The 25288-nt window shown below is 59.6% G+C and carries 23 protein-coding genes and 1 pseudogene; 12 read left to right on the top strand and 12 right to left on the bottom strand.

Going from position 1 to position 25288, the window contains the following annotated elements:
- Window positions 1–65: 65 nt before the first annotated feature.
- Together KVG91_RS23935 and KVG91_RS23940 are read right to left on the bottom strand one after the other, a co-directional pair.
- Window positions 66–1205: a glycerate kinase gene (locus KVG91_RS23935; protein WP_169375404.1), complete on the bottom strand. Its 1140-nt coding sequence runs from the start codon at window positions 1203–1205 to the stop codon at window positions 66–68.
- Between the two features lie 91 nt (window positions 1206–1296).
- Window positions 1297–2403, bottom strand: coding sequence for a sugar diacid recognition domain-containing protein (locus KVG91_RS23940; protein WP_169375405.1), 1107 nt, complete (start codon window positions 2401–2403; stop codon window positions 1297–1299).
- Between the two features lie 162 nt (window positions 2404–2565).
- Between KVG91_RS23940 and KVG91_RS23945 the strand changes: the two genes are divergently transcribed.
- Window positions 2566–3876, top strand: coding sequence for an MFS transporter (locus tag KVG91_RS23945; RefSeq protein WP_169375406.1), 1311 nt, complete (start codon window positions 2566–2568; stop codon window positions 3874–3876).
- Window positions 3877–4146: 270 nt separating this feature from the next.
- Here the strand turns inward: KVG91_RS23945 and KVG91_RS23950 are convergent, their stop codons facing one another.
- Window positions 4147–4851 (bottom strand): SDR family oxidoreductase, encoded by a 705-nt coding sequence (locus KVG91_RS23950; RefSeq protein WP_169378713.1) that lies wholly within the window; start codon window positions 4849–4851, stop codon window positions 4147–4149.
- A gap of 101 nt (window positions 4852–4952) precedes the next feature.
- Here KVG91_RS23950 and KVG91_RS23955 point away from each other — a divergent pair, with 101 nt between their 5' ends.
- From KVG91_RS23955 to rarD, 3 genes are all read left to right on the top strand, one after another.
- Window positions 4953–5855, top strand: a complete 903-nt coding sequence (locus KVG91_RS23955) for a LysR family transcriptional regulator (RefSeq protein WP_169378714.1) — start codon at window positions 4953–4955, stop codon at window positions 5853–5855.
- A gap of 80 nt (window positions 5856–5935) precedes the next feature.
- Entirely contained in the window at window positions 5936–6946 is a 1011-nt protein-coding gene (locus tag KVG91_RS23960; RefSeq protein ID WP_169378715.1) for an aldo/keto reductase, read from the top strand.
- Window positions 6947–6982: 36 nt separating this feature from the next.
- Window positions 6983–7864, top strand: coding sequence for an EamA family transporter RarD (rarD, locus tag KVG91_RS23965; RefSeq protein WP_169378716.1), 882 nt, complete (start codon window positions 6983–6985; stop codon window positions 7862–7864).
- Between the two features lie 57 nt (window positions 7865–7921).
- Here rarD and KVG91_RS23970 read toward each other — a convergent pair whose 3' ends face one another.
- The gene (locus tag KVG91_RS23970; RefSeq protein WP_169378768.1) at window positions 7922–9082 is read right to left on the bottom strand and encodes a dermonecrotic toxin domain-containing protein; all 1161 of its coding nucleotides are present in this window, start codon (window positions 9080–9082) and stop codon (window positions 7922–7924) included.
- A 304-nt stretch (window positions 9083–9386) separates the two neighbouring features.
- Here KVG91_RS23970 and KVG91_RS23975 point away from each other — a divergent pair.
- Window positions 9387–9980, top strand: a pseudogene (locus KVG91_RS23975) (reverse transcriptase domain-containing protein); the annotation flags it as partial.
- 79 nt (window positions 9981–10059) lie between these two features.
- On the opposite strand, the gene hppD reads toward KVG91_RS23975, so the two are convergent.
- Window positions 10060–11136, bottom strand: a complete 1077-nt coding sequence (gene hppD, locus KVG91_RS23980; protein WP_169378717.1) for a 4-hydroxyphenylpyruvate dioxygenase — start codon at window positions 11134–11136, stop codon at window positions 10060–10062.
- 243 nt (window positions 11137–11379) lie between these two features.
- Entirely contained in the window at window positions 11380–12303 is a 924-nt protein-coding gene (locus tag KVG91_RS23985; RefSeq protein ID WP_169378718.1) for a DMT family transporter, read from the bottom strand.
- A 76-nt stretch (window positions 12304–12379) separates the two neighbouring features.
- Here KVG91_RS23985 and KVG91_RS23990 point away from each other — a divergent pair, with 76 nt between their 5' ends.
- From KVG91_RS23990 to KVG91_RS24000, 3 genes are all read left to right on the top strand, one after another.
- Window positions 12380–13249: a LysR family transcriptional regulator gene (locus tag KVG91_RS23990; RefSeq protein ID WP_169378719.1), complete on the top strand. Its 870-nt coding sequence runs from the start codon at window positions 12380–12382 to the stop codon at window positions 13247–13249.
- A 98-nt stretch (window positions 13250–13347) separates the two neighbouring features.
- The gene (locus tag KVG91_RS23995) at window positions 13348–14889 is read left to right on the top strand and encodes an EAL domain-containing protein (protein ID WP_169378720.1); all 1542 of its coding nucleotides are present in this window, start codon (window positions 13348–13350) and stop codon (window positions 14887–14889) included.
- A 198-nt stretch (window positions 14890–15087) separates the two neighbouring features.
- Window positions 15088–15453, top strand: a complete 366-nt coding sequence (locus KVG91_RS24000) for a histone-like nucleoid-structuring protein, MvaT/MvaU family (protein ID WP_169378721.1) — start codon at window positions 15088–15090, stop codon at window positions 15451–15453.
- Window positions 15454–15564: 111 nt separating this feature from the next.
- On the opposite strand, the gene KVG91_RS24005 is transcribed toward KVG91_RS24000, so the two are convergent.
- Window positions 15565–16101 carry a DUF4946 domain-containing protein gene (locus KVG91_RS24005; protein WP_169378722.1) on the bottom strand — a complete coding sequence of 179 codons (537 nt, stop codon included), beginning with the start codon at window positions 16099–16101 and terminating at the stop codon, window positions 15565–15567.
- A 197-nt stretch (window positions 16102–16298) separates the two neighbouring features.
- Between KVG91_RS24005 and gloA the strand changes: the two genes are divergently transcribed.
- Window positions 16299–16820 carry a lactoylglutathione lyase gene (gloA, locus tag KVG91_RS24010; protein WP_169378723.1) on the top strand — a complete coding sequence of 174 codons (522 nt, stop codon included), beginning with the start codon at window positions 16299–16301 and terminating at the stop codon, window positions 16818–16820.
- A 113-nt stretch (window positions 16821–16933) separates the two neighbouring features.
- Here gloA and ahpF read toward each other — a convergent pair whose 3' ends face one another.
- The 3 genes from ahpF to KVG91_RS24025 all read right to left on the bottom strand — a co-directional run bounded on the left by ahpF (window position 16934) and on the right by KVG91_RS24025 (window position 20260).
- On the bottom strand, window positions 16934–18499 hold the full coding sequence (gene ahpF, locus KVG91_RS24015) for an alkyl hydroperoxide reductase subunit F (RefSeq protein WP_169378724.1): 1566 nt from the start codon (window positions 18497–18499) through the stop codon (window positions 16934–16936).
- Window positions 18500–18619: 120 nt separating this feature from the next.
- On the bottom strand, window positions 18620–19183 hold the full coding sequence (gene ahpC, locus KVG91_RS24020; protein ID WP_003191303.1) for an alkyl hydroperoxide reductase subunit C: 564 nt from the start codon (window positions 19181–19183) through the stop codon (window positions 18620–18622).
- A gap of 144 nt (window positions 19184–19327) precedes the next feature.
- Window positions 19328–20260, bottom strand: coding sequence for a site-specific integrase (locus KVG91_RS24025; RefSeq protein ID WP_169378725.1), 933 nt, complete (start codon window positions 20258–20260; stop codon window positions 19328–19330).
- Between the two features lie 170 nt (window positions 20261–20430).
- Between KVG91_RS24025 and KVG91_RS24030 the strand changes: the two genes are divergently transcribed.
- On the top strand, window positions 20431–21438 hold the full coding sequence (locus KVG91_RS24030) for a DNA-binding protein (RefSeq protein WP_169378726.1): 1008 nt from the start codon (window positions 20431–20433) through the stop codon (window positions 21436–21438).
- Here the strand turns inward: KVG91_RS24030 and gorA are convergent, their stop codons facing one another.
- The gene (gene gorA, locus KVG91_RS24035; protein WP_169378727.1) at window positions 21439–22797 is read right to left on the bottom strand and encodes a glutathione-disulfide reductase; all 1359 of its coding nucleotides are present in this window, start codon (window positions 22795–22797) and stop codon (window positions 21439–21441) included. It lies immediately after the preceding gene.
- A 105-nt stretch (window positions 22798–22902) separates the two neighbouring features.
- The gene (gene galU, locus KVG91_RS24040) at window positions 22903–23742 is read right to left on the bottom strand and encodes a UTP--glucose-1-phosphate uridylyltransferase GalU (RefSeq protein ID WP_046068218.1); all 840 of its coding nucleotides are present in this window, start codon (window positions 23740–23742) and stop codon (window positions 22903–22905) included.
- Between the two features lie 305 nt (window positions 23743–24047).
- On the opposite strand from galU, the gene KVG91_RS24045 reads away from it, so the two are divergent.
- A complete protein-coding gene (locus tag KVG91_RS24045) occupies window positions 24048–24233 on the top strand; it encodes a hypothetical protein (RefSeq protein ID WP_169378728.1) in 186 nt (61 codons plus the stop codon).
- 509 nt (window positions 24234–24742) lie between these two features.
- Window positions 24743–25252 carry a fimbrial protein gene (locus KVG91_RS24050; protein WP_169378769.1) on the top strand — a complete coding sequence of 170 codons (510 nt, stop codon included), beginning with the start codon at window positions 24743–24745 and terminating at the stop codon, window positions 25250–25252.
- The last annotated feature ends 36 nt before the right edge of the window (window positions 25253–25288 follow it).

Consider the following 25288-nt stretch of genomic DNA (forward strand, 5'->3'; position numbering starts at 1 on the left):
TTCAAGGTAAGCAGCGATCATAGTAATTATCGACAGCTCTGTCACGACGCCAACGACAGCCTCTATCAACCCCTTGAGGCTACCTGCCATAGCCGCGCAATGTCCGCCGCTCGTTCGCGCAACAACCTGGGCGCCTCTGCGCACGCTTGCTCCAGGCTCATGGGGCCGGATGGCAAGGCGAACGCGGCATCCACGCCATGGGCATACATCTGCTCATAGCCATCACCCAGGGTGCCGGCGATGACGATCACCGGTACGCCGTGCTGCTGTGCGATGCGCGCCACACCGAAGGGGGTTTTGCCGCGCAGGGTCTGGGCGTCGAAGCGGCCTTCGCCGGTGATCACCAGGTCAGCGCCGCGCACGGCTTGCTCCAGGCCAACCAGTTCGGCCACCACCTCGACACCGGCGCGGAACTGCGCGCCCAGAAAAGCCTTCGCCGCAAAACCCAGGCCGCCGGCGGCACCGCTGCCGGGTTCGTCGCGGACATCCTTGGGCAGCACCTTGGCGCAATGGTCGGCGAAGTGACCCAGGGCAGCGTCCAACTGTTGCACCTGCTCGGGACTCGCGCCTTTTTGCGGGCCGAAGATAGCGGAGGCACCGTGGGCCCCGCACAGCGGGTTGTTCACGTCGGCGGCGATTTCAAAGCGGACCCGGGCCAGGCGTGGGTCGAGTTGCTCGAGGTCGATACGCGCCAGACCCGCCAATGCCAGGCCGCCAGCTGCAACGCTGCGGTTTTCGGCGTCGAACAGCTGCACGCCGAGGCCCTGCATCGCGCCCGCACCGCCGTCGTTGGTGGCGCTGCCGCCGATCGCCAGGATGATGCGCTGCGCCCCCAGGTCTAAGGCCGCGCGGATCAGTTCGCCGGTGCCATAGGTGGTGGTTTTGCAGGCATCGCGTTGCCCCGGCGGCACCAATTGCAGCCCACTGGCTTCGGCCATTTCGATGATTGCGGTATGGCTGTCGGCCAGCCACCCCCAGCGCGCTTCAACCCTTTCGCCCAAGGGGCCGCGCACGGTGTGGCGACGCAGCTCGCCGTTGCAGGCGGCCAGCACCGAGTCCACCGTACCTTCACCACCGTCCGCCATTGGGCATTGGATCACCTGTGCGTCCGGCCAGACCTGGGCCAACCCTGCCGCAATGGCTTGGGCAACGCCTTCAGCGCTCAGGCTGTCCTTGAACGAGTCGGGGGCGATGATGATTTTCATGGGTGTTCTCCGGTTTTTATGCCACCCATGCTGCCAGTTGGCAGGACCGCTGACGCCGGTCCGATGCACAAGTGCGCAGGCACTTTGTTGTTCATTCCGACAAAGCCTTGGGCAGCAGCTGTACGCCCAGGTAGAGCGCGAGCATGCCGTCCAGGGTGAGCGGGTCGACGCCGCTGAGCTCGGCAATGCGCTCCATGCGGTAGCGCAGGCTGTTACGGTGAATGCCCAGCGCATCGGCACACGCCTGGCTTTGCCCATCGTGTTCGCACCAACTGCGCAGCGTGGCCAGCAGTTGGCCGTTGGCGTCCTTGGCCATTACTTTGCGCAGGGGGTTGAGCAGCTCGTCGAGCGCGTCGTCGTTGCGATGCCGCCAGAGCATCACGGGCAGGCGATAGCGATTGAGCGTCAGCAGGCGCGACTGCGGCAGTATATCGCGGCCATAGGCGAGCAAATCACCGACGCGCCGATAGCAGCGGCGCAGGCCGGCCAGCCCTTGCGCCTGCCCGCCAACCGCCACGCGCAGGATGTTCCAGCCGAGGCCTTCAAGTTTTTCCAGCAGCCGTGGGTTATCCACCGGGACCGCCGCCGGGCGGCACCACAGCAGTGAGTACTGTGCCGAGCTGACACACCAGCTATCCGGGTAACGTGAGGCCAGCCAGGCGCTCAAGTCTTGCGCCGATTGCCCCGCGCCCAGCTCGAACAGGTACGGCGTGCGCGCCAGTTGCGGCTTGAGCCCCAGTTGCTGGGCTTCGTCCACCAGGCGCGGCGATTCACCGGCGTCGGCCAGCAGCAAGGCCAGCAGGTCATCGCAGCGCTGGCGCCGCCATTGCTGCTCGGCCTGCTGGTGGCGGTGGCTGACGAGCATTTCGGCGGTCATGCGCACCAGTTCTGCATAGGTACGCAGGCCTTCCGGTTCGCCGGTGATGCCCAGCACGCCGATCAAGCGGTCGTCATGCAACAGCGGCAGGTTGATCCCCGGTTGCACGCCCTTGAGGTGCTTGGCGGTCTGGCCGTCGATTTCCACCACGCGGCCATTGGCGAGCACCAGTTGCGCGCCTTCATGCCGGGTATTGATCCGCTCAGGCTCACCGCTGCCGAGAATCAGGCCCTGGCTGTCCATGACGTTGACGTTGTAGGGCAGAATCGCCATGGTTCGATCGACAATATCCTGCGCAAGGTCATGATCAAGCTCGAACATGCGATTTAAGTTTCCTTGAAAGCGTGGTTGTTCACAGGCACAGCGCAAAGCCGGCTTCGCTGTGCGCGAGCACAAAGACAGCAGCCTGCCGGGTGGCCGAGACTCAATGGGCGATCAACGTTACCCTCGCATCGCGAAAAATCATAATAAAGAGAGATTGCCATGTCACAGAGCGCCGCGACCCCCTTGGCCACCGATGACGATAAAAACGCCATCTACAAGCGCATTACCCTGCGCTTGATCCCCTTCATTTTCATCTGCTATCTGTTCAACTACCTGGACCGGGTAAACGTCGGCTTTGCCAAGTTGCAGATGCTCGATGCGTTGAAATTCAGCGAAACCGTCTACGGCCTCGGCGCCGGGATCTTCTTTATCGGCTACGTGCTGTGCGGCGTGCCGAGCAACCTGGCGTTGACCCGGTTCGGTCCGCGGCGCTGGATTGCGCTGATGATGATTGTCTGGGGCACGCTGTCCACCTGCCTGCTGTTTGTCACCACGCCGACGCACTTCTACACCCTGCGCCTGTTCACGGGCGCCGCCGAAGCCGGCTTCTTTCCCGGTGTGGTGCTGTACCTCTCGCAATGGTTCCCGACCTTCCGCCGTGGGCGGATCATGGCGCTGTTCATGTCAGCCATCCCGGTCTCCGGTTTGCTCGGCAGCCCGTTCTCCGGCTGGATCCTCAACCACTTCGCCGCCGGCCAAGGTGGCCTGGCGGGTTGGCAGTGGATGTTCCTGTTGCAAGGCGTCCCTACCGTGATCCTGGGCGCCCTTGCCTACTTCCTGCTCAGCGACAGCTTTGCCCATGCCAAGTGGCTCAAGCCCCACGAGCGTGCGGTACTGGAAGCCGACCAGGCGACCGATTTGGCGAACAAACCCAAAACCAGCACCGACTCCCTGGCCGAGGTGTTCAAGAACCCGGCGATCTGGGCGTTCGGCCTGATCTACTTCTGCATCCAGAGCGGCGTTTACGCCATCAACTTCTGGCTACCGTCGATCATCAAGAACCTGGGCTTCAGCGATAACCTGGTGATCGGCTGGCTCAGTGCGATTCCCTATCTGCTGGCCGCGGTGTTCATGCTGCTGGTGGGACGTTCCGCCGACTTGCGCAAGGAGCGCCGCTGGCACTTGGTGGTGCCGATGTTGATGGGCGCGATTGGCCTGGTGATCGCAGTGAATTTCGCCACCACCCCGGCCATTGCAATCCTCGGCCTGACCATCGCCACCATGGGCGCCCTGACCGGCCTGCCGATGTTCTGGCCGGTGCCCACCGCCATGCTCAGTGCGGGCGCGGCGGCAGGTGGCCTGGCGTTGATCAACTCCATGGGCCAGATGGCCGGCTTCCTCAGCCCGTATATCGTCGGGTTTGTGAAGGATGCCACCGGGTCCACGGACACGGCGCTTTACCTGTTGGCGGCGGTGATTGTCGGCGGCAGCGTGTTGGCGTTGCGGATGACGCGTACTCTCAAAGGCTAGTGAGATCCGTGTGGGAGCGGGGCTTGCCCGCGATAGCCATAGGTGTCTACACAATTTTGTAGTGAGCGGGCTTGCCCCGCGCTGGGTGGCGAAGCCGCCCCAATAAAGACACCGCGCAGTTTCAGACAAGCCCAATTCGCCTGGTTTGGGGCGGCTTCGCCACCCAGCGCGGGACAAGCCCGCTCACTACAGGGAATTGCCAGTCTCTGAAAGTTGTATAGAGGCCTATGCCATCGCAGGCAAGCCTGCTCACACCTGTTGGTACTGTATTTACAGCAGGCCGCCGCCGTCGATGTCGATCACGCTGCCGGTCATGTAGCCATTTTCCATGGCCAGCACATACCCTGCCGCCACTTCCTGCGCCTGCCCTACGCGCCCCACCGGCAATGCACCGCCCGCCTTGGCAAACATCGCCAGGCGCTGGTCTTCGGCCAGCCCTGCATACGCGGGGGTATCGATTACGCCTGGGCTGATCACATTGACACGTCGCGGCGCCAGCTCTTTGGCCAGTTGCTTGCCCAATGCTTCAGTCGCGGCATTGATGCCGACCTTGATGAATTGCCCCGGCGCCAGCTTGCGCCCCAGTTGCCCGGACGTCAGGCTGATGCTGCCGTGTTCGTCGAGAAAGGGCAGCGCCAATTGGATGGCCCGCAGCGAGCCCCAGAGTTTGACGTTGAAGTTTTCCTGGGCCTCATTCAGGTCGGTTTCGATCAATGGCTTGGCACGCACACTTGGCCCCGAGGTGTAGACCAGGTGATCAAAACGCCCCACGCGCTCGAACAGACGTTGCAGCGACACGGCATCGGTGACATCCACCGGTTCGCTGCGCAGGCCGTTTTCAACGCCGGACGCCAGACGTCGCCCGGCCAGCACCACCTGTGCGCCGCGCGCGGCGGCGGCCTTGGCCACCGCCGCACCGATACCGCTGCTGCCGCCAATCACAATGACCGTTTTGCCGTTGAGGGGAGAAGTCATGGGGAAGATTCCTGTGGGAGAAAGTGAGCGTTCATCTTCCCAGCTTGGCAATCGACGAAAAATCCGGGTAAAACGACAAGATCTTTAAAGGATTTTTACAAATGAGCTCGATCCTTGATCTTGAAGTCTTCGTGCGCACCGCCGACACGGGGAGCCTGTCGGCCGCCGCACGCGGCCTGGGTTTGACGCCGGCGGCCGCGAGCATCGCGCTCAAGCGCCTCGAAACCCGACTGGGCATTCGCCTGCTGGCGCGTTCTACGCGCAGCATGCGTTTGACCGAAGAAGGCCGGCGTTACCTTGACAGCGTGCGCGTGGCACTGGCGGCATTGTCCGAGGGCGAACAAGCGCTCAAGCAGCAAAGTCAGGGCCTGACGGGGTTGCTGCAGTTGGCCGCGCCGTCGGATTTCGGGCGCAATGTGGTGCTGGGTTGGCTGGATGAATTCAAAGCGCAGCACCCCAATATCCGCTTGCAGTTAATGCTCAACGACAGCAACGCCGACCTGTTCCGCGAAACCGTGGACATCGCCCTGCGTTTCGGCGTGCCCCAGGATTCCAGCCTGGTGGCGCTGCCCATCGCGCCCGAACATTGCCGCGTCGCCTGTGCCAGCCCGGCGTACCTGGCGCGTCACGGCATGCCCCGTGAGCCGATGGACCTGGCCCGGCACAGCGCGCTGCGGTACATGCGCCAGGGCCAGGTGAGCAAGACCTGGCGCTTTCGCCAGGGCACGCAGTTGCAAGAGGTCGACGTGAGCGGGGATTTCCTCAGCGATGACGGGGAAATCGTGCGGCGCTGGGCGTTGGCGGGCCACGGGGTCGCGTACAAGGCCAGGCTCGATGTGGTCGCGGATATTGCCGCCGGCCGGTTGGTGCCGCTGTTCGAGGAGTGGACGGGAGAACCTGCGCCCTTCAACCTGATGTGCCCCCACCGCCTGCAAGTATCGGAACGGGTGAAGGTGCTGCATCGCTTTTTGCTTGAGCGGTGCCAGGCATTGCTGGGCACCTGACGAAATGCCTGCAGGGCTTGTCCCAGAGCCTCTGAGTCTGGTATTGCATGGGGCACATTTGCTGCCTCGAGGAGTTATCCATGATTTACCGCACATTGGGCCAGTCCGGTTTGAAGGTCAGCGCCTTGACCCTGGGCACCATGATGTTTGGCGAACAGACCAGCACCGAGGACTCGCTGCGCATCATCGCCAAGGCCTGGGACCAGGGCATCAATTTTATCGACACGGCGGACGTCTACACCGGCGGGCGCTCCGAGGAAATCGTCGGTGAGGCCATCGCGCGGCAGCGTCAGGACTGGATCGTGGCGTCCAAAGTCGGATTCGGCCCGGCTGACGGAGTGCCCAACCGTAGCGGCCTGAGCCGCAAGCGCCTGTTCAATGCGCTGGACGCCAGCCTGGCGCGGCTCGAGACCGATTACCTGGACATCTACTACCTGCACCGCGAAGACCACAACACCCCGCTTGAAGTGACGGTGTCGGCAATTGGCGACCTGATCCGCCAGGGCAAGATCCGCTATTGGGGCCTGTCCAACTATCGCGGCTGGCGCATCGCTGAAGTGATTCGCGTGGCTGAACGCCTGGGCGTGGATAAACCCATTATCAGCCAGCCGCTGTACAACATCGTCAACCGTCAGGCCGAGGTCGAGCAGATCACCGCTGCAGCGGCCTACGGCCTGGGTGTGGTGCCTTACAGTCCGCTGGCCCGGGGCGTGCTCAGCGGCAAATACGCCCCGGATGTCACGCCCGAGCCCGGCAGCCGTGCCGCGCGCCAGGACAAGCGCATTCTGGAAACCGAGTGGCGGGTTGAATCACTGCGCATTGCCCAGCAGATCCAGCAATACACTCAAGGGCGTGGCGTGGGGATCGTCGAGTTCGCAATCGCCTGGGTGCTGAACAATGCGGCGGTGAGCTCGGCGATTGTCGGGCCGCGAACCGAGGCGCAGTGGGACGCCTACACCGGAGCGCTGGCGGTGAAGATCAGCGCTGAGGACGAGGCGTTCATTGATTCGTTGGTCACGCCAGGGCATTCGTCCTCGCCGGGGTTCAACGATGTCGGGCATTTTGTATCCGGTCGATTGGCACGCCTGTAGACTACCCGCGCAATAATTGGCCTTCGCGAGGACAGCGTGTCTAAAGGTGTTGTGTTATCGGTCTTGGCCTCGGTGTTGTTTGCCGTGATGTATTACTTCACATCACTGCTTACGCCCCTGAGTGGCCTGGACATTTTCGGCTGGCGCATGTTGCTCACCGTGCCCTGCATGACGGTGTTCATGCTCGTCAGCGGCGAGTGGCGCAGGGTTTGGGAACTGCTGCGCATGCTCGCGGCCAAGCCACGGCTGATCGGCGGCGTACTGGTGTCGTCGGCCTTGCTCGGCGTGCAGCTGTGGTTGTTCATGTGGGCGCCGCTCAATGGGCGCAGCCTGGACGTGTCCATGGGGTATTTCCTGCTGCCGTTGACCATGGTGCTCACCGGGCGCCTCGTCTACGGCGAGCGCCTGTCGCGGCTGCAACAGATCGCCGTGGTGTTCGCCGCGCTGGGCGTGTTGAACGAGCTGTATCAGGCCGGTGGTTTTTCCTGGGCAACACTGGTGGTGATCATCGGCTACCCGGTGTATTTCGTGGTGCGTAAATACCTGAGCACCGACCATTTGGGTGGGCTATGGCTGGACATGGCGTTGATGCTGCCGCTGGCCTGGTGGTTTGTACAAAGCGGCGAACAAGGCTTTGCCGTACTGGATGGGCATCCAAAGCTCTATGCATTGATTCCCATGCTGGGCCTTATCAGTGCCTCGGCGCTGGTGAGTTATATCATTGCCAGTCGCTTGTTGGCGTTCAGCCTGTTCGGGCTGCTGAGCTATGTGGAGCCGGTATTGCTGCTGGGCGTGGCGCTGCTGTTGGGCGAAGGGATCGAGGGCGGACAGTGGCTGACCTATATTCCGATCTGGCTGGCGGTGATGGTGCTGGTGTATGAGGGGTTCAAGCATTTGGTGCGTCAGCGCCGGGCTTGATGGGAGGCTGAGAGTGGAGTCGGCTGTGGGGGCGTCCGTACCCCTCTGTCGACTGAGTCAGGTCCTGACTTCGGTTGTCGGCACTTCAGGTGTGCCGGCAACTTTTTCAATGACGTTGGCGGTATTGTCCAACCTCTTTCGCCACTTACCGTAATAGGGGATCTTGTTTTGAGCTTGGTTGCCTGCGCTTTCCAGCACGGCATCCATCTCTTGCTGATCGACACCAAACAGCTTGCCGATACGATTGTCGCGATTCAATTCAAGCAACGTTCCTTTGACGGGGTCTTTCAAGATGGTTTCGATGGAGTGCGCTATGTCTTCAGGAACGCCCAGCGCTTTCAACGCGGTGGCGAGGCCATGCCCAGGACTTCTGAGTTGCTTCAGGAATTCGTCGTAAAGACCGTTTAGATTATTCGCACCCACATTGTCCATGGAAACACTGGTTATTTTTTTGCGGAACTCATTGAACGTCATGGGTTCAAGCGGCTTGTTTTCGTTCAACCCATTTTGAACGAAATAAAATCTGCGTCCCTTGCCGTCCTTTTTTTGGCCGCCGCCTTGCAAGTTTCCATAAGCGTCGTAGCAATAGACGATGGCTTCTCCATCTGGCCGATATCCGACATAAAACGCCTTGCCATCTGGCTCCAGTTTATAAAGCTGCGTTCGTACCAGCCCGTCGACCTGAACGGGTGGGATCGAAGCGTCTTTGTTTAAACGCTCGAAGATATCCCCCTTCTCATAACCAAAACTTCCCACCACTGCATTGATATCGCCATCAGCGAACATACCGAATTTCTGGTTGACCCGCTCCTCCTGCTTGGGCGCTTGATCATTGGCAAAATGCTTTGTAAATCGCTTGCGCTCAGTCGGGTCATTGGCCACTTCTTTGAGCCAGTCCGTCATCTCCTGCGCATTATTGAACTCATGAAACGAGGTCACGTCGTCTTCCGGCATGTACAGGATGAAATTAGGCCCCTCTTCTGTAGGCGGCACCCGCTTGATCATTATCATGTCGTTGGACTGAGCACCATCAACGGCAAATGTCGAGACCTGCACCCCTGGACTTCCCGGTTTGTTGGGTGACAGCGCGGCCTTCGTCAGTTGATACCCTTTGGCGCTGAGTGTGTTGCCCAAATACTCGGTTTCACTGTCATCGACAAACTTTTTACGCGCCTGATCGACCGGTTCTGAATGACCGGTTGAATGGACATTGCGCACTGGCCCTGCCTGCTCAGTTGATAAAGATGGCTCGACTGGGCGTTGTGGGATAGGAGAATTTACAATCATAAGAAGGTCTCTTCATGGTGGAAGCGCAGGCCTTTTCTGCGTCCTACCCCCTGTGTGATATTTGAAGAACCATCTGTTCCTATTAAGCCGCAGGTCATTTGCAACACGATGCATCAAAAAAGCCCGGTAAAAAACCGGGCTGTTTTGCTTGTGCGCCAGGCATGGCGCGTTGCGCGTAAGCGCAACCAGCTTGGCTGTGGTGGCCTCGCTGGTGACTTGGAGGTGAAAGTCCTCTACACACCCGGCAACAGCGGGTCACCGCTGGTGCGTGGAACTCGATTTGGAAAAGTTCTTCGATCGGGTCAATCACGATGTATTGATGGGTTACATCGAGCGTCAAATCGAAGACAAGCGTGTGCTCGCGCCGACCCGTCGCTATCTCGAAGCGGGAACGATGTCGGGCGGGCTCGTCGGCCGACGGCAGGAAGGGACGCCGCAAGGCGGCCCACTGTCGCCGTTGTTGTCGAATATCCTGCTCAACGAACTCGACCACGAGTTAGAGCGACGGGGCCATCGATTCGTACGCTATGCCGACGATGCGAACATCTACGTGCGCAGCCAGCGGGCAGGTGCACGGGTGATGGCTGGGTGCGACATAAACTTCGCTGTATCATCTGGCGCCAATGGAAGCAGCCCTCTACGAGGGCCCGCCTTAATGCGCCTGGGACTCAACGAGGCGCGTGCTTGTAACTCGGCATTCAATGGTCGAGGCCCTTGGTGGAGCTCCGCAGCCTCCCATATGAATCAGGCGCTGCCAAAGAAATTATGGGATCGACTCGGGTTGGTCTCGATACTGGATACGATAACCCGGCTTAACCGCTTAACCTGAACCGCCGTATACGGAACCGTACGTACGGTGTGAGAGGACGGCGGACGCGAATCCGCCTCCTACTCGATTAGCCTGTCGATCAATCGGCGGTCAGTACACCACGACGCACCTGGTCGCGCTCGATCGACTCGAACAGCGCCTTGAAGTTGCCCTCGCCAAACCCGTCGTCGCCTTTACGCTGAATGAATTCGAAGAACACCGGGCCCATCAGGGTTTCCGAGAAGATCTGCAGCAGCAGGCGCTTGTCACCGGCAACCGACGAGCCGTCCAGCAGGATGCCGCGCGATTGCAATTGATCCACTGGCTCGCCATGGTTCGGCAGGCGGCCTTCGAGCATTTCGTAGTAAGTGTCTGGTGGCGCGGTCATGAAGCGCATGCCGATCTTCTTCAGCGCGTCCCAGGTTTTGATCAGGTCGTCGGTGAGGAACGCTACGTGCTGGATCCCCTCGCCATTGAACTGCATCAGGAACTCTTCGATCTGCCCGGCGCCCTTGGACGACTCTTCGTTCAAGGGGATGCGGATCATGCCATCCGGCGCGCTCATGGCCTTGGAGGTCAGGCCGGTGTACTCGCCCTTGATATCGAAGTAGCGCGCTTCACGGAAGTTGAACAGCTTCTCGTAGAAGTTGGCCCAATAGGCCATGCGCCCGCGATAGACGTTGTGGGTGAGGTGGTCGATGACCTTGAGGCCGGCACCTTGCGGGTTGCGCTCCACGCCTTCGAGGTACACGAAGTCGATGTCATAGATCGAACTGCCTTCGCCGAAACGGTCGATCAGGTACAGCGGCGCACCGCCGATGCCCTTGATCGCCGGCAGGTTGAGTTCCATCGGGCCGGTGTCGATGTGGATCGGCTGTGCACCCAGTTCAAGAGCACGGTTGTAGGCTTGTTGCGAGTCCTTGACGCGGAACGCCATGCCGCACACCGACGGGCCGTGCTCGGCGGCGAAGTAAGAGGCGATACTGTTGGGTTCGTTGTTGAGGATCAGGTTGATCTCGCCCTGACGGTACAGGTGCACATTCTTCGAGCGGTGGCTGGCGACTTTCGTGAAGCCCATGATCTCGAAGATCGGCTCCAGGGTGCCTGGGGTTGGCGATGCGAATTCGATAAATTCAAAGCCCATCAGGCCCATTGGGTTTTCGTATAGATCTGCCATGGTGGCACCTCATCATTCTTGTAATGAATACTGTTATTTGCGAGCAAGGATGAGGTGGCGGGGTGGCGCGCAGGAAAGGCCTCGCACGCTGCGGGCGAGGAAGTCACCGAAGATGAGGGCGCAGCCAAATAGCTTCATGGTGTCATCGGTCTCTGACGGCTTAGGCTTACGTGAGCGCAAGTCCATATTCTTGTATGCGTAAATCGATTCTACACAGCGTAACAGTGTTTGTCCGTACTCTTATCAAATCCCCATTGCCTTGGCCTGCGCAAGGGGTTTGTTGCACAGGCAGATACCCGACAGGATCACGGCACCGCCAACCATCATGGGCAGGGTCAACTGTTCGCCCAGCAGCACGGCACCACAGATCACGGCCGTGAGCGGGTTCAGCGCAATAAACACGCCGGCGCGTGTCGCGCCGATTTGGCGGATGCCATCGTAATAGCCGATATAAGCCAGCGCCGAACCCAGCACACCGAGGTACATCAGGCTGAGTACTTGGGGGGAATGCAGGCGGCCCATGGCCTCCAGGCTGAAACGCCCCATGACCAGCGTGACGACGCTAAGCATCAGGGTGCCCAACAGTATCGACCAGGTCACCGTCTGCAACGGCCCGAGGCTCTGGTTCAGTTCGCGGGAAAGCAACGAGTAGACGCCCCACCCCGCTACGCAGCCGACAATCAGCAGATCCCCACGCCAGGTGCCGGTTGCTTCGCTCAGCACCTGGGGGTTGCGACTGACGATGACCAGGGCAGCGCCCGTCAGACATAACGCAATACCCGTGATCTTGCCGCCATTCAGGCGTTCCTTGAATAACCACCATGACGCCAGTGCGATGACTGCGGGGTTCAGCGCCACGATCAGTGAGGCCCGGGATGCGTTGATGTACTGCAACCCATAGAAGAAACACAGGTTGTAAAAAAAGATGCCGAAGAAACCCAGCATCGCCAGGTGCATCATCTGCGGGAGACTCGGGCGAGCCAAGGGGATGCGCGCGAACCCCAGGAACCCGAGCAACGCCAGGCTGGCCAGCACAAACCGCAGGCTGGCCGCCAGCAAGGGGTCGACTGCCTCGCTCAGGTAGCGACCGGCCACGAACGTCCCGCCCCAGATCATGGTGACGGCGGCCAGCTTCAGGTAAGTGATGCGGTCCGAAGGTAAATGCACGGGAGTTGACTCTTATGACTTGGGATTGGCCCATTCTTCTGGTAATAGGTCCTCATCGTAAAATGAGTGATGACTCATGACCTTGACCCAACTCGAAATCTTTTCCCTGGTCGCCGAACTGCAAGGTTTCACCAGCGCGGCACACCGCCTGGGTATCAGCCAATCGGCGGTGTCCCATGCAATCAAGGGCCTGGAGCAGGAGCTGGGCGTTGCGCTGTTCAGGCGTCACCAGGCCCAGGTGGAACTCAGTGATATTGGCGCGCAGTTGCTGGGCCGCGCCCGGGCCATGCTTGGCCTGGCCAACACCTTGCAGCAGGAAGCGGCGGATGCGCGCGGCATGAAACGCGGCACGCTGCGCATCGGTTCTTTCGGCCCGACCGCCTCGGCCCGCCTGCTGCCGAAAATCCTCGGCCGGTTTCGGCTGGAATACCCTGGGATCGAAGTGCATGTGGACGAGGGGCCGGACAGGCAAGTCATCCAGTGGCTCGACGAGCGCCGTATCGACATCGGCTTTGTGGTGCTGGAACAGGAACGCTTCGACACCTTCGCGCTGTTCGAAGACCAGATGGTTGCGCTGTTGCCGGCCGGGCATCGGCTGGCGGCGTGCGAGCAGGTGAGCCTCAAGGACCTGTGCGACGACCCGTTCGCGCTGACCGAGGCCGGCTCCACTGAACTGGTGGTGCGTCTGTTCAACGAGGCGCGGTTGACGCCGAACGTGCGTTATCGCTGCTCGCAGTTATTGAGCACTCTGGAGACCGTCAGCCGGGGCGATGCCGTGAGTGTGGTGGCGCAGGCATCCTTGCCGGTGGCGGGCGATCCGCGTTATGTGCAGCGTGCGCTATCACCCCGAGTGCCGCGTCGGGTTGGCCTGGCCGTGCTCGACCGGCGCCAGTCTTCGCCGGCGACGCTTGCCTTTATTCGTATTGCCCAGGGCCTGGCGCTGTAGCGCTGCAGACTGGCCAAATGGCTAGGTGGCACGAGCTAATTTGGGCCTGGCGATCTATCATCGATTGAATCTGACCTTTGCAACAGGCCGTTCACTTCATGCCCCTGACCGTCAACGGCCCGCGAAAACGCGCCACTCGTTACTTGATCACCTGCTTGAGTACCTTACTGCCGATTGCGCTCGGGGTGGTCATCTTGCACTGGCAAGCCGAACGCACCCTGCAACAAAGCACCGCCCAGAGCGCCCAGGAAGCGGTGCGCCAATTCGACCTGATGCTCGACAACACCGCTCTCGCCGCCCAGGCGCTCCTGCCTCTGGCTGGACAGCCCTGCGATAACGGGGCGCAGTTGGCCCTTCGCGAACAAGTCACACGCCGGCCATTCGTACGCGCTACGACCCTGTCCTGGCAAAAAAACATCTACTGCAGCTCGTTGTTTGGCGGCGACTATGAGCAGCCGGTCAATCCGGATGATTACGTGGATGGCAACTTATGGCTGATGAATGGCAACCCGGTGACGCCGGGCACCGCCCTGCTGGTTTATCGGCTAGCGGACGGTGATAAGGCGGCTTTTGCGTCCATTGATGGTTATCACCTGGCCAATACCCTGCGCCTGATCAGCCGTTATGCCCACGTCGTGCTGCAAGTCGGTCCGAATTGGCTGGGGGCTGATGGCGAGGTGCATGGCGGCGCTGTGCCAGTATTTGCGGTCGCCGATCATCAGTTGGCGTCCGAGCGCTACCACTACCGTGTCGAAGCGGGCATGCCGGCCGGTGAAGTGTGGCGGTATATGCAGGCCCGATACCCGGCACTGTTCAGCCTGGTGATGTTGTTCAGCGTGCTGGCGGGCCTGTTGGCGCATTGGCTGCAACAGCGCTCATCGGCACCGACCCATGAACTGCAACGGGCGCTGGGCGCCAACGAGTTCATCCCTTACTTCCAACCGGTGGTGTGCGGCGACACCCGTGAATGGGCCGGCTGCGAGGTGCTGATGCGCTGGCAGCACCCGAAGGAGGGGCTGGTGCGCCCCGACCTGTTTATTCCGCTGGCCGAGCACTCGGGCCTGATCGTGCCGATGACCCGCGCGCTGTTGCGCCAGACCGCCGCGCAATTGGCCCCCCATGCGGCGCACCTGCGCCCTGGGTTCCATATCGGCGTGAATATCACCGCCCGTCATTGCCAGGACCTGGCGTTGGTGGATGACTGCCGTGAGTTTCTCGGCGCGTTTCCCATAGGCCAAGTGACCCTGGTGCTGGAATTGACCGAGCGCGAACTGATCGTGCCCACCGACATCACGCGTCGCCTGTTCGACACGCTGCATCAAATGGGCGTGATGATTGCGATTGATGACTTTGGCACCGGCCACTCAAGCCTGGGTTACTTGCGCAACTTCAATGTGGACTATTTGAAGATCGACCAGAGTTTTGTCGCCATGATCGGTGCCGATGCACTCTCTCGGCATATTCTGGACAGCATCATAGAACTGTCCGGCAAGCTCGACTTGGGCATCGTTGCAGAGGGTGTGGAAACCGTTGAACAGTGCGAATACCTGGCCGCGCAAGGCGTGGATTTCATGCAGGGCTACCTGTTCGGCAGGCCGTTGCCGTGCGAAGAGTTTATTAAATCCCTGGGCAGCCATTGATTAGCCATGCATTCAATACACTGAAATAATGTTGTTTAGACAAAAGACATGATTTACTCACGACGGATTAACTACTACAATTTTTCCTGCCTGTGCAGAATTCGCAGGACGACTTCTTTCTTGGGTCGCCTTAAAGCGCTTGGCTTATAGCTTTGTCTGCCGTTGATATCAGCCAACTACACTATTGGAGTACAGATTTTGTCCAGACTCGCCGAATTTCGCGCAGCAGAAAAAGCCCTTCAAGAGCAGCTTGCGCAGCTGGAATCCCTGAAGAACGACGCTGGCCTGAAGAAAGAAATCGAATTCGAAGAAAAGCTTCAAGCCCTGATGAAGTCCTACGGCAAAGGCCTGCGCGACATCATTTCCATCCTTGATCCAAACCCGGGCAAGTCCAACGCCAGCGCCGCTGCCGCCCCAAAACAGCGCCGCGCACGTGTGGTCAAGGTTTACCAGAACCCGCACACCGGTGAGCTGATCGAAACCAAAGGCGGCAACCATCGCGGCCTCAAGGCGTGGAAAGAAGAGTACGGTGCCGCCACCGTGGATTCCTGGCTTCGCGGCTGATCGTTTGCACTAACAAAGAGCCCCGCGCACGCGGGGCTTTTTTTATTCAACGGTTCGAAAACGAACTTAAATAACCTTTCATCGTGTTCAGAATCATCGGACACTACACACTTAAAGTTTCAGGCTATCGCGTACCGAACTGACTTCATCCTTGCTTGCCTCATAGGCATCAGCCTGCCCTGCGTATGAAAAAACATAGGCTTTATCGGTATCAACCGCGCCCACCAATGTTTGAGAAAGCACGTGGCGGCCGTTTTCTGTAATCATGCAAGTAGTTTCCAGCGCGTCTAGACGGCTCAATGTTGTAGGGCGCATCTTGCTGCACACACTTTGATACCCGCCTTGAGCAAAATCCTTCTGGATGGACTTGCGCATCTCCATCAGCACGCCTTGCAGGTTAACCTTGTGCCCCGCTTCAATAGGCGTACCGGTCAACTCCATGACCATCAAGGTCGCGCCATTTTCATCGTGTTTGATTGCACGCTGCCGAGAGACAGATTGAGGCTGTGCAGGGGCCGCATCGTCAGGCATCACATCTTCGATCTGCCAGCCGCTGGGCCAGTGAATGTCCGGGGCGGCCGCCAGTACGAAGGGACTGCCCAATAGCAGACACACAGCACTCAACAGCGGTTTACGAAATTCGATCATTGCCAACACCACCCAAGGTTCCAGCGCCGAAGTTTGAGCCCCGGCCCCCTTGGGTCGCAAGGCCTGCGTGGGGTTTTTCATTTGGCGCCCGACGCAGGCCTTGCGTATCATGGCCGGGTTGCACGGATGCCAGCCGCAAGCCAAGGAACCGCTCATCTCTGAGAGCAGCGTTTGCCCCACTTTTTTCTGGAGGGCCCATGAGCCTGCACGAACTGAACACCTTCCCGGGCGTCACTGCCCAACCTGACAGCGCCACCACCCATTTTGTGTTCAACCACACCATGCTGCGGGTCAAGGACATCACCAAGTCGCTGGATTTCTATACCCGCGTCCTGGGTTTTTCCCTGGTTGAGAAACGCGACTTTCCGGAAGCCGAATTCAGCCTGTACTTCCTGGCCCTGGTGGACAAATCCCAGATCCCGGCCGACGCCGCCGAGCGCACCCAGTGGATGAAGTCGATCCCTGGCATCCTGGAACTGACCCACAACCACGGCACTGAAAACGATGCCGACTTCGCCTACCACAACGGCAACACCGACCCACGTGGCTTTGGCCATATCTGCATCTCGGTGCCGGATATCGTTGCCGCCTGCGAACGCTTCGAAGCCCTGGGCTGCGACTTCCAGAAGCGCCTGAGCGATGGCCGCATGAAGAGCCTGGCGTTCATCAAGGACCCGGATGCGTATTGGGTCGAGATTATCCAGCCGGCGCCGATGTAATAAGCACTGCGTGACGCGGAGCGTCACCGGATGCATTCCCATGCGGAGCGTGGGAACGAGAAATAAAAAAACCCCATGATCGCTCATGGGGTTTTTCATTTGCGGGTTGGCATTTACGCCGGCGCGGAGGTGCGAATCAAGTGATCGAAAGCGCTCAGGGAAGCCTTGGCGCCCTCGCCTACTGCAATCACGATCTGCTTGTACGGCACTGTCGTAACGTCACCTGCCGCGAACACGCCTGGCAGTGACGTTTCGCCACGGGCATCGACGATGATTTCGCCGCGCGGTGTCAGCTCCACGGTGCCTTTGAGCCAATCGGTGTTAGGCAGCAGGCCGATCTGCACAAAGATCCCTTCCAGGTCGATGGTCTTGAACTCGCCGCTGTCGCGATCCTTGTACGCAAGGCCGGTAACTTTCTGGCCGTCGCCCTTCACTTCGCTGGTCAGCGCACTGGTGATCACGTCAACGTTCTGCAGGCTGTAGAGCTTGCGCTGCAACACAGCGTCGGCGCGCAACTTACTATCGAACTCAAGCAAGGTCACGTGGCTGACGATGCCGGCCAGGTCGATGGCCGCTTCAACGCCGGAGTTGCCACCGCCGATCACCGCCACACGCTTACCCTTGAACAACGGACCGTCGCAGTGCGGGCAGAAGCACACGCCCTTGGCCTTGTATTGCTGCTCGCCCGGTACACCCATTTCGCGCCAGCGGGCGCCAGTGGCGAGGATCACCGTCTTGGACTTGAGGCTCGCGCCGCTTTCGAAACGGATTTCGTGCAAGTCACCGGCGTTTTTCGCCGGGATCAGGCTGCTGGCACGTTGCAGGTTCATGATGTCCACGTCGTATTGACGCACGTGGGCTTCCAGGGCGCTGGCCAGTTTCGGGCCTTCGGTTTCCTGTACCGAGATGAAGTTCTCGATGGACATGGTGTCCAGCACCTGGCCACCAAAGCGCTCAGCGGCAACACCGGTGCGAATGCCTTTGCGTGCGGCGTAGATCGCTGCTGAAGATCCGGCCGGGCCACCGCCGACAACGAGCACGTCAAAGGCGTCCTTGGCGCTGATTTTCTCGGCGGCTTTTTCGATACCGCTGGTATCGAGCTTGGCGAGGATTTCTTCCAGGCCCATACGGCCCTGGCCGAAGTTCACGCCGTTCAAGTAGACGCTTGGCACCGCCATGATCTGGCGCTCATCAACTTCCGCCTGGAACAGCGCGCCGTCGATGGCGACGTGGCGGATGTTCGGGTTGAGCACGGCCATCAGGTTCAGCGCCTGGACCACGTCCGGGCAGTTCTGGCAGGACAGCGAGAAGTACGTCTCGAAGCTGAACTCGCCTTTGAGGGCGCGGATCTGTTCAATCACTTCGACACTGGCCTTCGACGGGTGGCCACCGACTTGCAGCAGGGCCAGCACCAAGGAAGTGAATTCATGGCCCATGGGGATGCCGGCGAAACGCAGGCTGATATCGGCACCCGGGCGGTTGATGGAGAACGACGGCTTGCGCGCATCATCACCATCGGTGTTCAGGGTAATCAGCGTGGTGAGGCTGACCACATCCTGCAACAGAGCGAGCATTTCCTGGGATTTCGCACCGTCGTCGAGGGAGGCGACGATCTCGATCGGCTGGGTGACCCGTTCCAGGTATGACTTCAACTGAGCTTTAAGATTGGCGTCCAACATACGGGCGATTTCCTTTAATTCTGGGTAAAAAAAACGCCCGAGCGAATCTCGCCCGGGCGTTTTAGGGCGGTGCAGCTTACTTAAGGTGCGGCAAAATCCGCCCTGAGGTGTTTCACAGACTTAGATCTTGCCGACCAGGTCCAGGGACGGAGCCAGAGTGGCTTCGCCTTCTTTCCACTTGGCTGGGCATACTTCGCCTGGGTGGGCAGCCACATACTGAGCGGCCTTGATCTTGCGCAGCAGCTCGGAAGCGTCACGGCCGACACCGCCGTCGTTCAGTTCAACGATCTTGATCTGACCTTCCGGGTTGATCACGAAAGTACCGCGGTCCGCCAGGCCAGCTTCTTCGATCAGTACGTCGAAGTTGCGGGAGATGGTCAGGGTCGGGTCGCCGATCATGGTGTACTGGATCTTGCCGATGGCTGGCGAAGTGTTGTGCCAGGCAGCGTGGGCAAAGTGGGTGTCGGTGGAAACGCTGTAGATTTCAACGCCCAGCTTTTGGAACTCGGCATAGTTGTCAGCCAGGTCTTCCAGCTCGGTTGGGCAAACGAAGGTGAAGTCGGCTGGGTAGAAGAACACTACCGACCACTTGCCTTTCAGGTCAGCGTCGGTCACATCTACGAAGCTGCCGTTTTTGAATGCGGTGGCTTTGAACGGTTTTACTTGGCTGTTGATGATAGGCATCGTTGATTCTCCGTCAGGGTTGTAGAAGGGCTTGGTAAGTTGATGAGATGAATCCTACCCACTCTCTCGGTCGATGGCTCATTGGCAAACCTGATGCTGACGATTGGTTTTCCCTATCAGGTGACTGTATTAATAGAAGAAACCCTAAAGAAGCGGTTGAGTCGCCAACGTCATCCCAAGGAAGGGCGTTGCTTCAACATAGCGCATGGCGGATTTCATGTCGCTCCACCCGACGTAACTCATCAGTGACTTCAAATCCCAACCGCTGCGGTGGGCCCACGTCGCAAAACCCCGGCGCAGCGAGTGGCTGGTGTATTGCTCGGCAGGGATGCCGGCGCGCTCCAGCGCCTGGCGCAGCAGCGGGATCACGCTGTTGGGGTGCAACCCCTCCTCTCCCAGGTTGCCCCAGCGATCAATGCCACGAAACACCGGGCCACGCACCAGCGCGGAGGCGCTGAGCCACTCGCTGTAGGCGTGCACCGGGCACAAGCGCAGCAGCGCCGGGGTGTGATAGGTCTTGCCGAGGTTGTCGCGATCGCTTTTGCTGCGCGGCAGGTACAGGCTGATGCCGGCACCTGGCGCGGCTTGGACATGCTCGATGGCGAGGCGACACAACTCATCGCTGCGAAAGCCGCGCCAGAAGCCCAGCAGGATCAGTGCAGTGTCGCGCTTGGCGCGCAGCAATCGCGGCGAGTCTTGTGCCGCAGCCGCCTCTTTCGCTTCGACCTCAAGCGCCGCAACCACCTGCTCCAGATGCTTGAGCTGCAACGGCTCGGCCTGTTTCTGTCGCGCCGGGTGCACGGCACGAATGCCCTTGAGCACTTTGCGCACCACGGGCGCTTTGGTCGGGTCGGGAAAGCCCTGGCTGGTGTGCCACTGCGCCAATGCCGACAACCGCAGCTTCAACGTATTGACCGCCAAGACCCCCGCATGCGCGACCAGATAGCGCGCCACGCTGTCGCTGGTCGCAGGCAGAAACCCGCCCCAACTCACTTCGAAGTGCTCGATGGCCGCGCGGTAACTGCGTCGCGTGTTGTCGCGGGTGGCGGCGTTGAGATAACGGTCCAGATCGCTCATGGGGGGCCTATTCGTACTGCTCGCGGGCGCATTGGCGGATTCAAAGCGCATGACACGGGATAATACGCCAATATCCCATCTGTTAAATCATGAATTTCAACGCGTTTTAATCCCTGATATAGTATGTATGTACATAATACATACCACAGTACCAAATCGACGGAGATCCCATGGCTCGCGGCGGCATAAACAAAGCAGTTGTTCAAACGGCACGCTTGGCGATCCTCGCCCGCGGCGAAAACCCCAGCATCGACGCGGTACGCATCGAAATGGGCAACACCGGTTCTAAAACCACCATTCATCGCTACCTGAAGGAACTGGATGAGAGCGAGACGCGCCTCACCATCACCGAAGCGCCAATCGATGACGAGCTCGGCGAACTGGTTGCGCGCCTGGCCCAGCGCTTGAAAGAGAAAGCCCAGGAGCCTATCGACCTGGCCCTGGCGCAATTCGAACAGCACAAAGCCGCCCTGCTCGCCCAACTGGAAGCCCTTGAAGAGGCCCACGGCCAACTCAAGCAGCAATTCGATATCCAGGCCGCCGCCCTCGCGGAACAAAGCGCTGCACTGCAAACCGCCAGCACCAGCCTGCAGACCGAACAAACCCGTAATGCCGGGCTGAGCCAGGCGTGCAGCGATTACGAGCTACGCATCAGCGACAAGGACGAACAGATCCGCTCGTTGGAAGAAAAACATCTGCACGCCCGCGATGCGCTGGAGCACTACCGCAACGCGATCAAGGAGCAGCGCGAACAGGAACAACGCCGTCATGAAGGCCAGTTGCAACAGGTACAGGCGGAGTTGCGCCAGGCTCAGCAGAGCGCCATGGTGCGCCAGGACGAGATCACCCAACTGCATCGCGACAATGAGCGGCTATTGATCGAACATCGGGTGACTGCTAAGGAATTGGCGGCGCTGCAAGAGCAATCGCGCAAAGACCAGACCCATCAGCTCAAGCTGAGCGAACAGGTCAGCCTGATTGACAGCGAACGCACCCTGCTTCAGGAGCGTCTGCGGGTTGCCTTGCTGGAAAGCCAGTCGCGCCAACAGGCGCTGACCGAGCACCAGCACGCCAACAAGCGCCTGGAACTGGACCTGGTCAAGGCCCAGGCCAGTATCGAGGCATTGCGCCTGGCGGCCGCCGTTGCAGCGACGCCAGAGGTAACGCCCGACGCTTGATCAGCCCGCCACAGGCGTACGCATGGTGACAAACTCTTCGGCCGCCGTGGGGTGCACGCCAATGGTGTCGTCGAAATGCTGCTTGGTCGCGCCCGCCTTCAGCGCGATCGCCAGGCCCTGGATGATTTCGCCGGCATCCGGGCCGACCATATGGCAACCCAGCACCTTGTCGGAGTCGGCGTCGACGATCAGTTTCATCAGGGTCTTTTCCTGGCAGTCGGTCAGGGTCAGCTTCATCGGCCGGAAACGGCTTTCGAAGACCTGCACCTTATGGCCCTTCGCTTTCGCGTCTTCTTCGGTGAGGCCAACCGTGCCGATGTTCGGCAGGCTGAACACCGCCGTCGGGATCATTGCGTAATCCACCGGGCGATAGTGCTCAGGCTTGAACAGGCGTCGCGCCACCGCCATGCCTTCAGCCAGGGCAACCGGCGTCAACTGCACGCGACCAATCACGTCACCAATGGCCAGGATCGACGGTTCGGCGGTCTGGTAAAGGTCGTCCACTTCAACGAAACCACGCTTGTCGAGCGTGACCCCGGTGTGTTCCAACCCGAGATTATCCAGCATCGGACGCCGGCCGGTGGCGTAGAACACGCAATCGGCCTCCAGTACGCGACCGTCTTTCAGCGTGGCCTTGAGGCTGCCATCGGCTTGCTTATCGATACGCTCGATATCGGCGTTGAATTGCAGGTCGAGGCCGCGCTTGGTCAGCTCTTCCTTGAGGTGAGTGCGCACCGAGCCGTCGAAACCACGCAGGAACAGGTCGCCGCGGTACAACAGCGTCGTCTGGGCGCCCAGACCGTGGAAGATACCGGCAAACTCAACGGCAATGTAACCGCCGCCGACGACCAGTACGCGCTTGGGTAATTGCTTGAGAAAAAACGCTTCATTGGAGCCAATGGCGTGTTCATGCCCTGGAATCTCCGGAATCTGCGGCCAGCCGCCCGTAGCAATCAGGATGTGCTGGGCGGTGAAACGCTCGCCGTTGATCTCGACCTGATGCGGACCAACCAGGCGCGCATGCCCCTCATGCAGAGTCACGCCACTGTTGACCAGCAGGTTGCGATAAATGCCATTGAGACGGTTGATCTCACGGTCCTTGTTCGCGATCAGAGTCGCCCAATCGAAATTCGCTTCGCCAAGCGACCAGCCAAACCCGCTGGCCTGCTCAAACTCTTCGGAGAAATGCGCGCCGTATACCAGCAGCTTTTTCGGCACGCAGCCGACGTTGACACAGGTGCCACCCAGGTAGCGGCTTTCCGCCACGGCCACCCTGGCACCAAAACCCGCAGCAAAACGTGCCGCACGCACACCGCCGGAACCGGCGCCAATTACATACAGGTCAAAATCGTAGGCCATTTCACTCTCCTCGGCAGGACATCAGCATACCGCCTTACATGGGGCTGAAAAACGAAAAAGCCACCCGAAGGTGGCTTTCTCTTGGAACAGGCTGGCTGACGTGGATCAGTAAGCCTTGCCAGTCTTGTAGAAGTGCTCGAAGCAGAAGTTGGTCGCTTCGATGTAGCCTTCAGCACCACCGCAGTCAAAACGCTGGCCTTTGAACTTGTAGGCGATGACGCAACCGTCTTTGGCTTGCTTCATCAGGGCGTCGGTGATTTGAATCTCGCCGCCTTTGCCCGGCTCGGTTTCTTCGATCAACTTGAAGATGTCCGGCGTCAGGATGTAGCGACCGATGATGGCCAGGTTCGATGGCGCGTCTTCAGGGGCTGGCTTCTCGACCATGTCACGGACGCGGATCAGGCCGTCACCAATGTCGTCACCGGCAATCACGCCGTACTTGTTGGTTTGCGATGGGTCCACTTCCATGACCGCAACGATGGTGCAGCGGTATTTCTGGTACAGCTTGACCATCTGGGTCAGCACGCCGTCACCGTCGAGGTTGACACACAAGTCATCCGCCAGCACCACGGCGAACGGCTCGTCGCCGATCAGTGGGCGACCGGTCAGGATGGCGTGGCCGAGGCCTTTCATCTGCGTCTGGCGAGTGTAGGAAAACGAGCACTCGTCCAGCAGTTTGCGGATGCCGACCAGGTATTTCTCCTTGTCGGTGCCCTTGATCTGGTTTTCCAGCTCGTAGCTGATGTCGAAGTGGTCTTCCAGCGCGCGCTTACCGCGGCCGGTCACGATGGAGATTTCGTTCAGACCGGCATCCAATGCCTCTTCGACCCCGTACTGAATCAGTGGCTTGTTCACCACCGGCAGCATCTCTTTGGGCATGGCTTTGGTCGCTGGCAAGAAGCGAGTGCCGTAACCGGCTGCTGGGAACAAGCATTTCTTGATCATATGGGTCCTTACATAGGGCTGTGTGTACGGAATTCGGCGCAGTCTAATCAGGCCGCAGTCACCTTACAATGGCTCCTGCTGGCGTTGCGATGTCATCATAGAGAAAAAATGTCGGCGTAAGTTCCGCTAATCTTGCGAAGCGGGTTCCCACCGGCAGGGCAAAATTGCCTGCACCTCGGTGTTTCAAGGGCTGCGACCCTTTTAGCACGCTTTCGTCCCCGGCACACTGACCGAGAATAACGCGCGCGGTCCTGTGACATTTGGCGCTATCATTACGCCCTTGAACCAGACCACGAGATTGATAGATGTCAGAACCAAAAGGCGTAAACGGCTACCTGATCACGCAGCGCGAGGACGGCTGGCACCTGATCAACTTCCACGGCGACAGCGTCGCCGGAGCCTTTGCCACCGAAAGCCAGGCGATTGCGGTAGCCGAAGTATTTGTGGATGAAGCAGGCCATGCGTCGAGCAAACGGCCCAAGGGCAAGTAAGTTCCGCAAGCGTGTACATGAAGCCCCGTTTACGGGGCTTTTTTGTGGGCGCTTATTAGAGGCAGGCTAATTGAGACGGCAGTTGCGCGGTTACACAAAGCCCCTTGATCAATATTGTATTCCCGAAAATGTAATCCTATTCTGACGGAAGTAATAACAGCTTGTGCTTCCACGCCCGAATGTAGTCAATTTCCGACAGTCAATTATTGATTTTTGGCAAAATGCCATATTCCTCTTACACATCTCGAAATAACACGGCTACGCAACTAAGCGAATCGGGCGACTTACTTTTTTTGAGGCAAGCCTGACAATTGCCGGCGTTCGAACGCAGTCCCGAGTGGCAATACAACTAGTTGGAAAATTAGCATTTCCCAACCTGCACTCTGGTCAGCGGCGAGCTGAGTTCCCTGCACGTTTTTAACTTTAAGAACGACGGTTCGGTCCACGCCTGCCTGCAGGGATCCTTTACGACGTTATTAACAGATGGGTCTTTGCTGATGAAAATTGAAATGAAAACTGCACTGTTGTCGATCGGGCTGCTGATGGGCTCGATGTCCGCTGCCCAGGCGGCGGATGGAACAGTCACATTCTTGGGTTCGGTGCACTCGGGTGCCTGTTCGATCAAGCCTGACTCCGTGGATCAGACCGTTCATCTGGGGGCAATTGCAAAGCATCAATTGCAAACGGGCGGCAAATCCGAAGCCCGCCGTGTATTGATTGAACTGGAAGGCTGCGATCTCACTGGCCTTACCGACAATACCGTGACCACCACCTTTACCGCGGCGCCATCAAGTGCTGTTCCAGGTGCGATCGGCACCGTCGGTGGCGCGGGCGGCATCGGCATCATGATGACCCACGGCAGCAAGCCCATCGAGCTGGGCGTCGCCACGACGCCGCAAGCCATTGTCGCCGGGGATAACACGCTCGAGTTCGGCGCCTACGTACAAGGTGCCGCGACGGCCCCCATTGTTCCCGGCGATTTCAGCGCAGTCACCAACTTCACCTTGGCTTATCAGTAAGTGATTCCCCCCGCCATTCACAGGGCGGGGGGAAGC

The organism is Pseudomonas azadiae (assembly GCF_019145355.1).
In the GTDB taxonomy this organism is placed as follows: domain Bacteria; phylum Pseudomonadota; class Gammaproteobacteria; order Pseudomonadales; family Pseudomonadaceae; genus Aquipseudomonas; species Aquipseudomonas azadiae.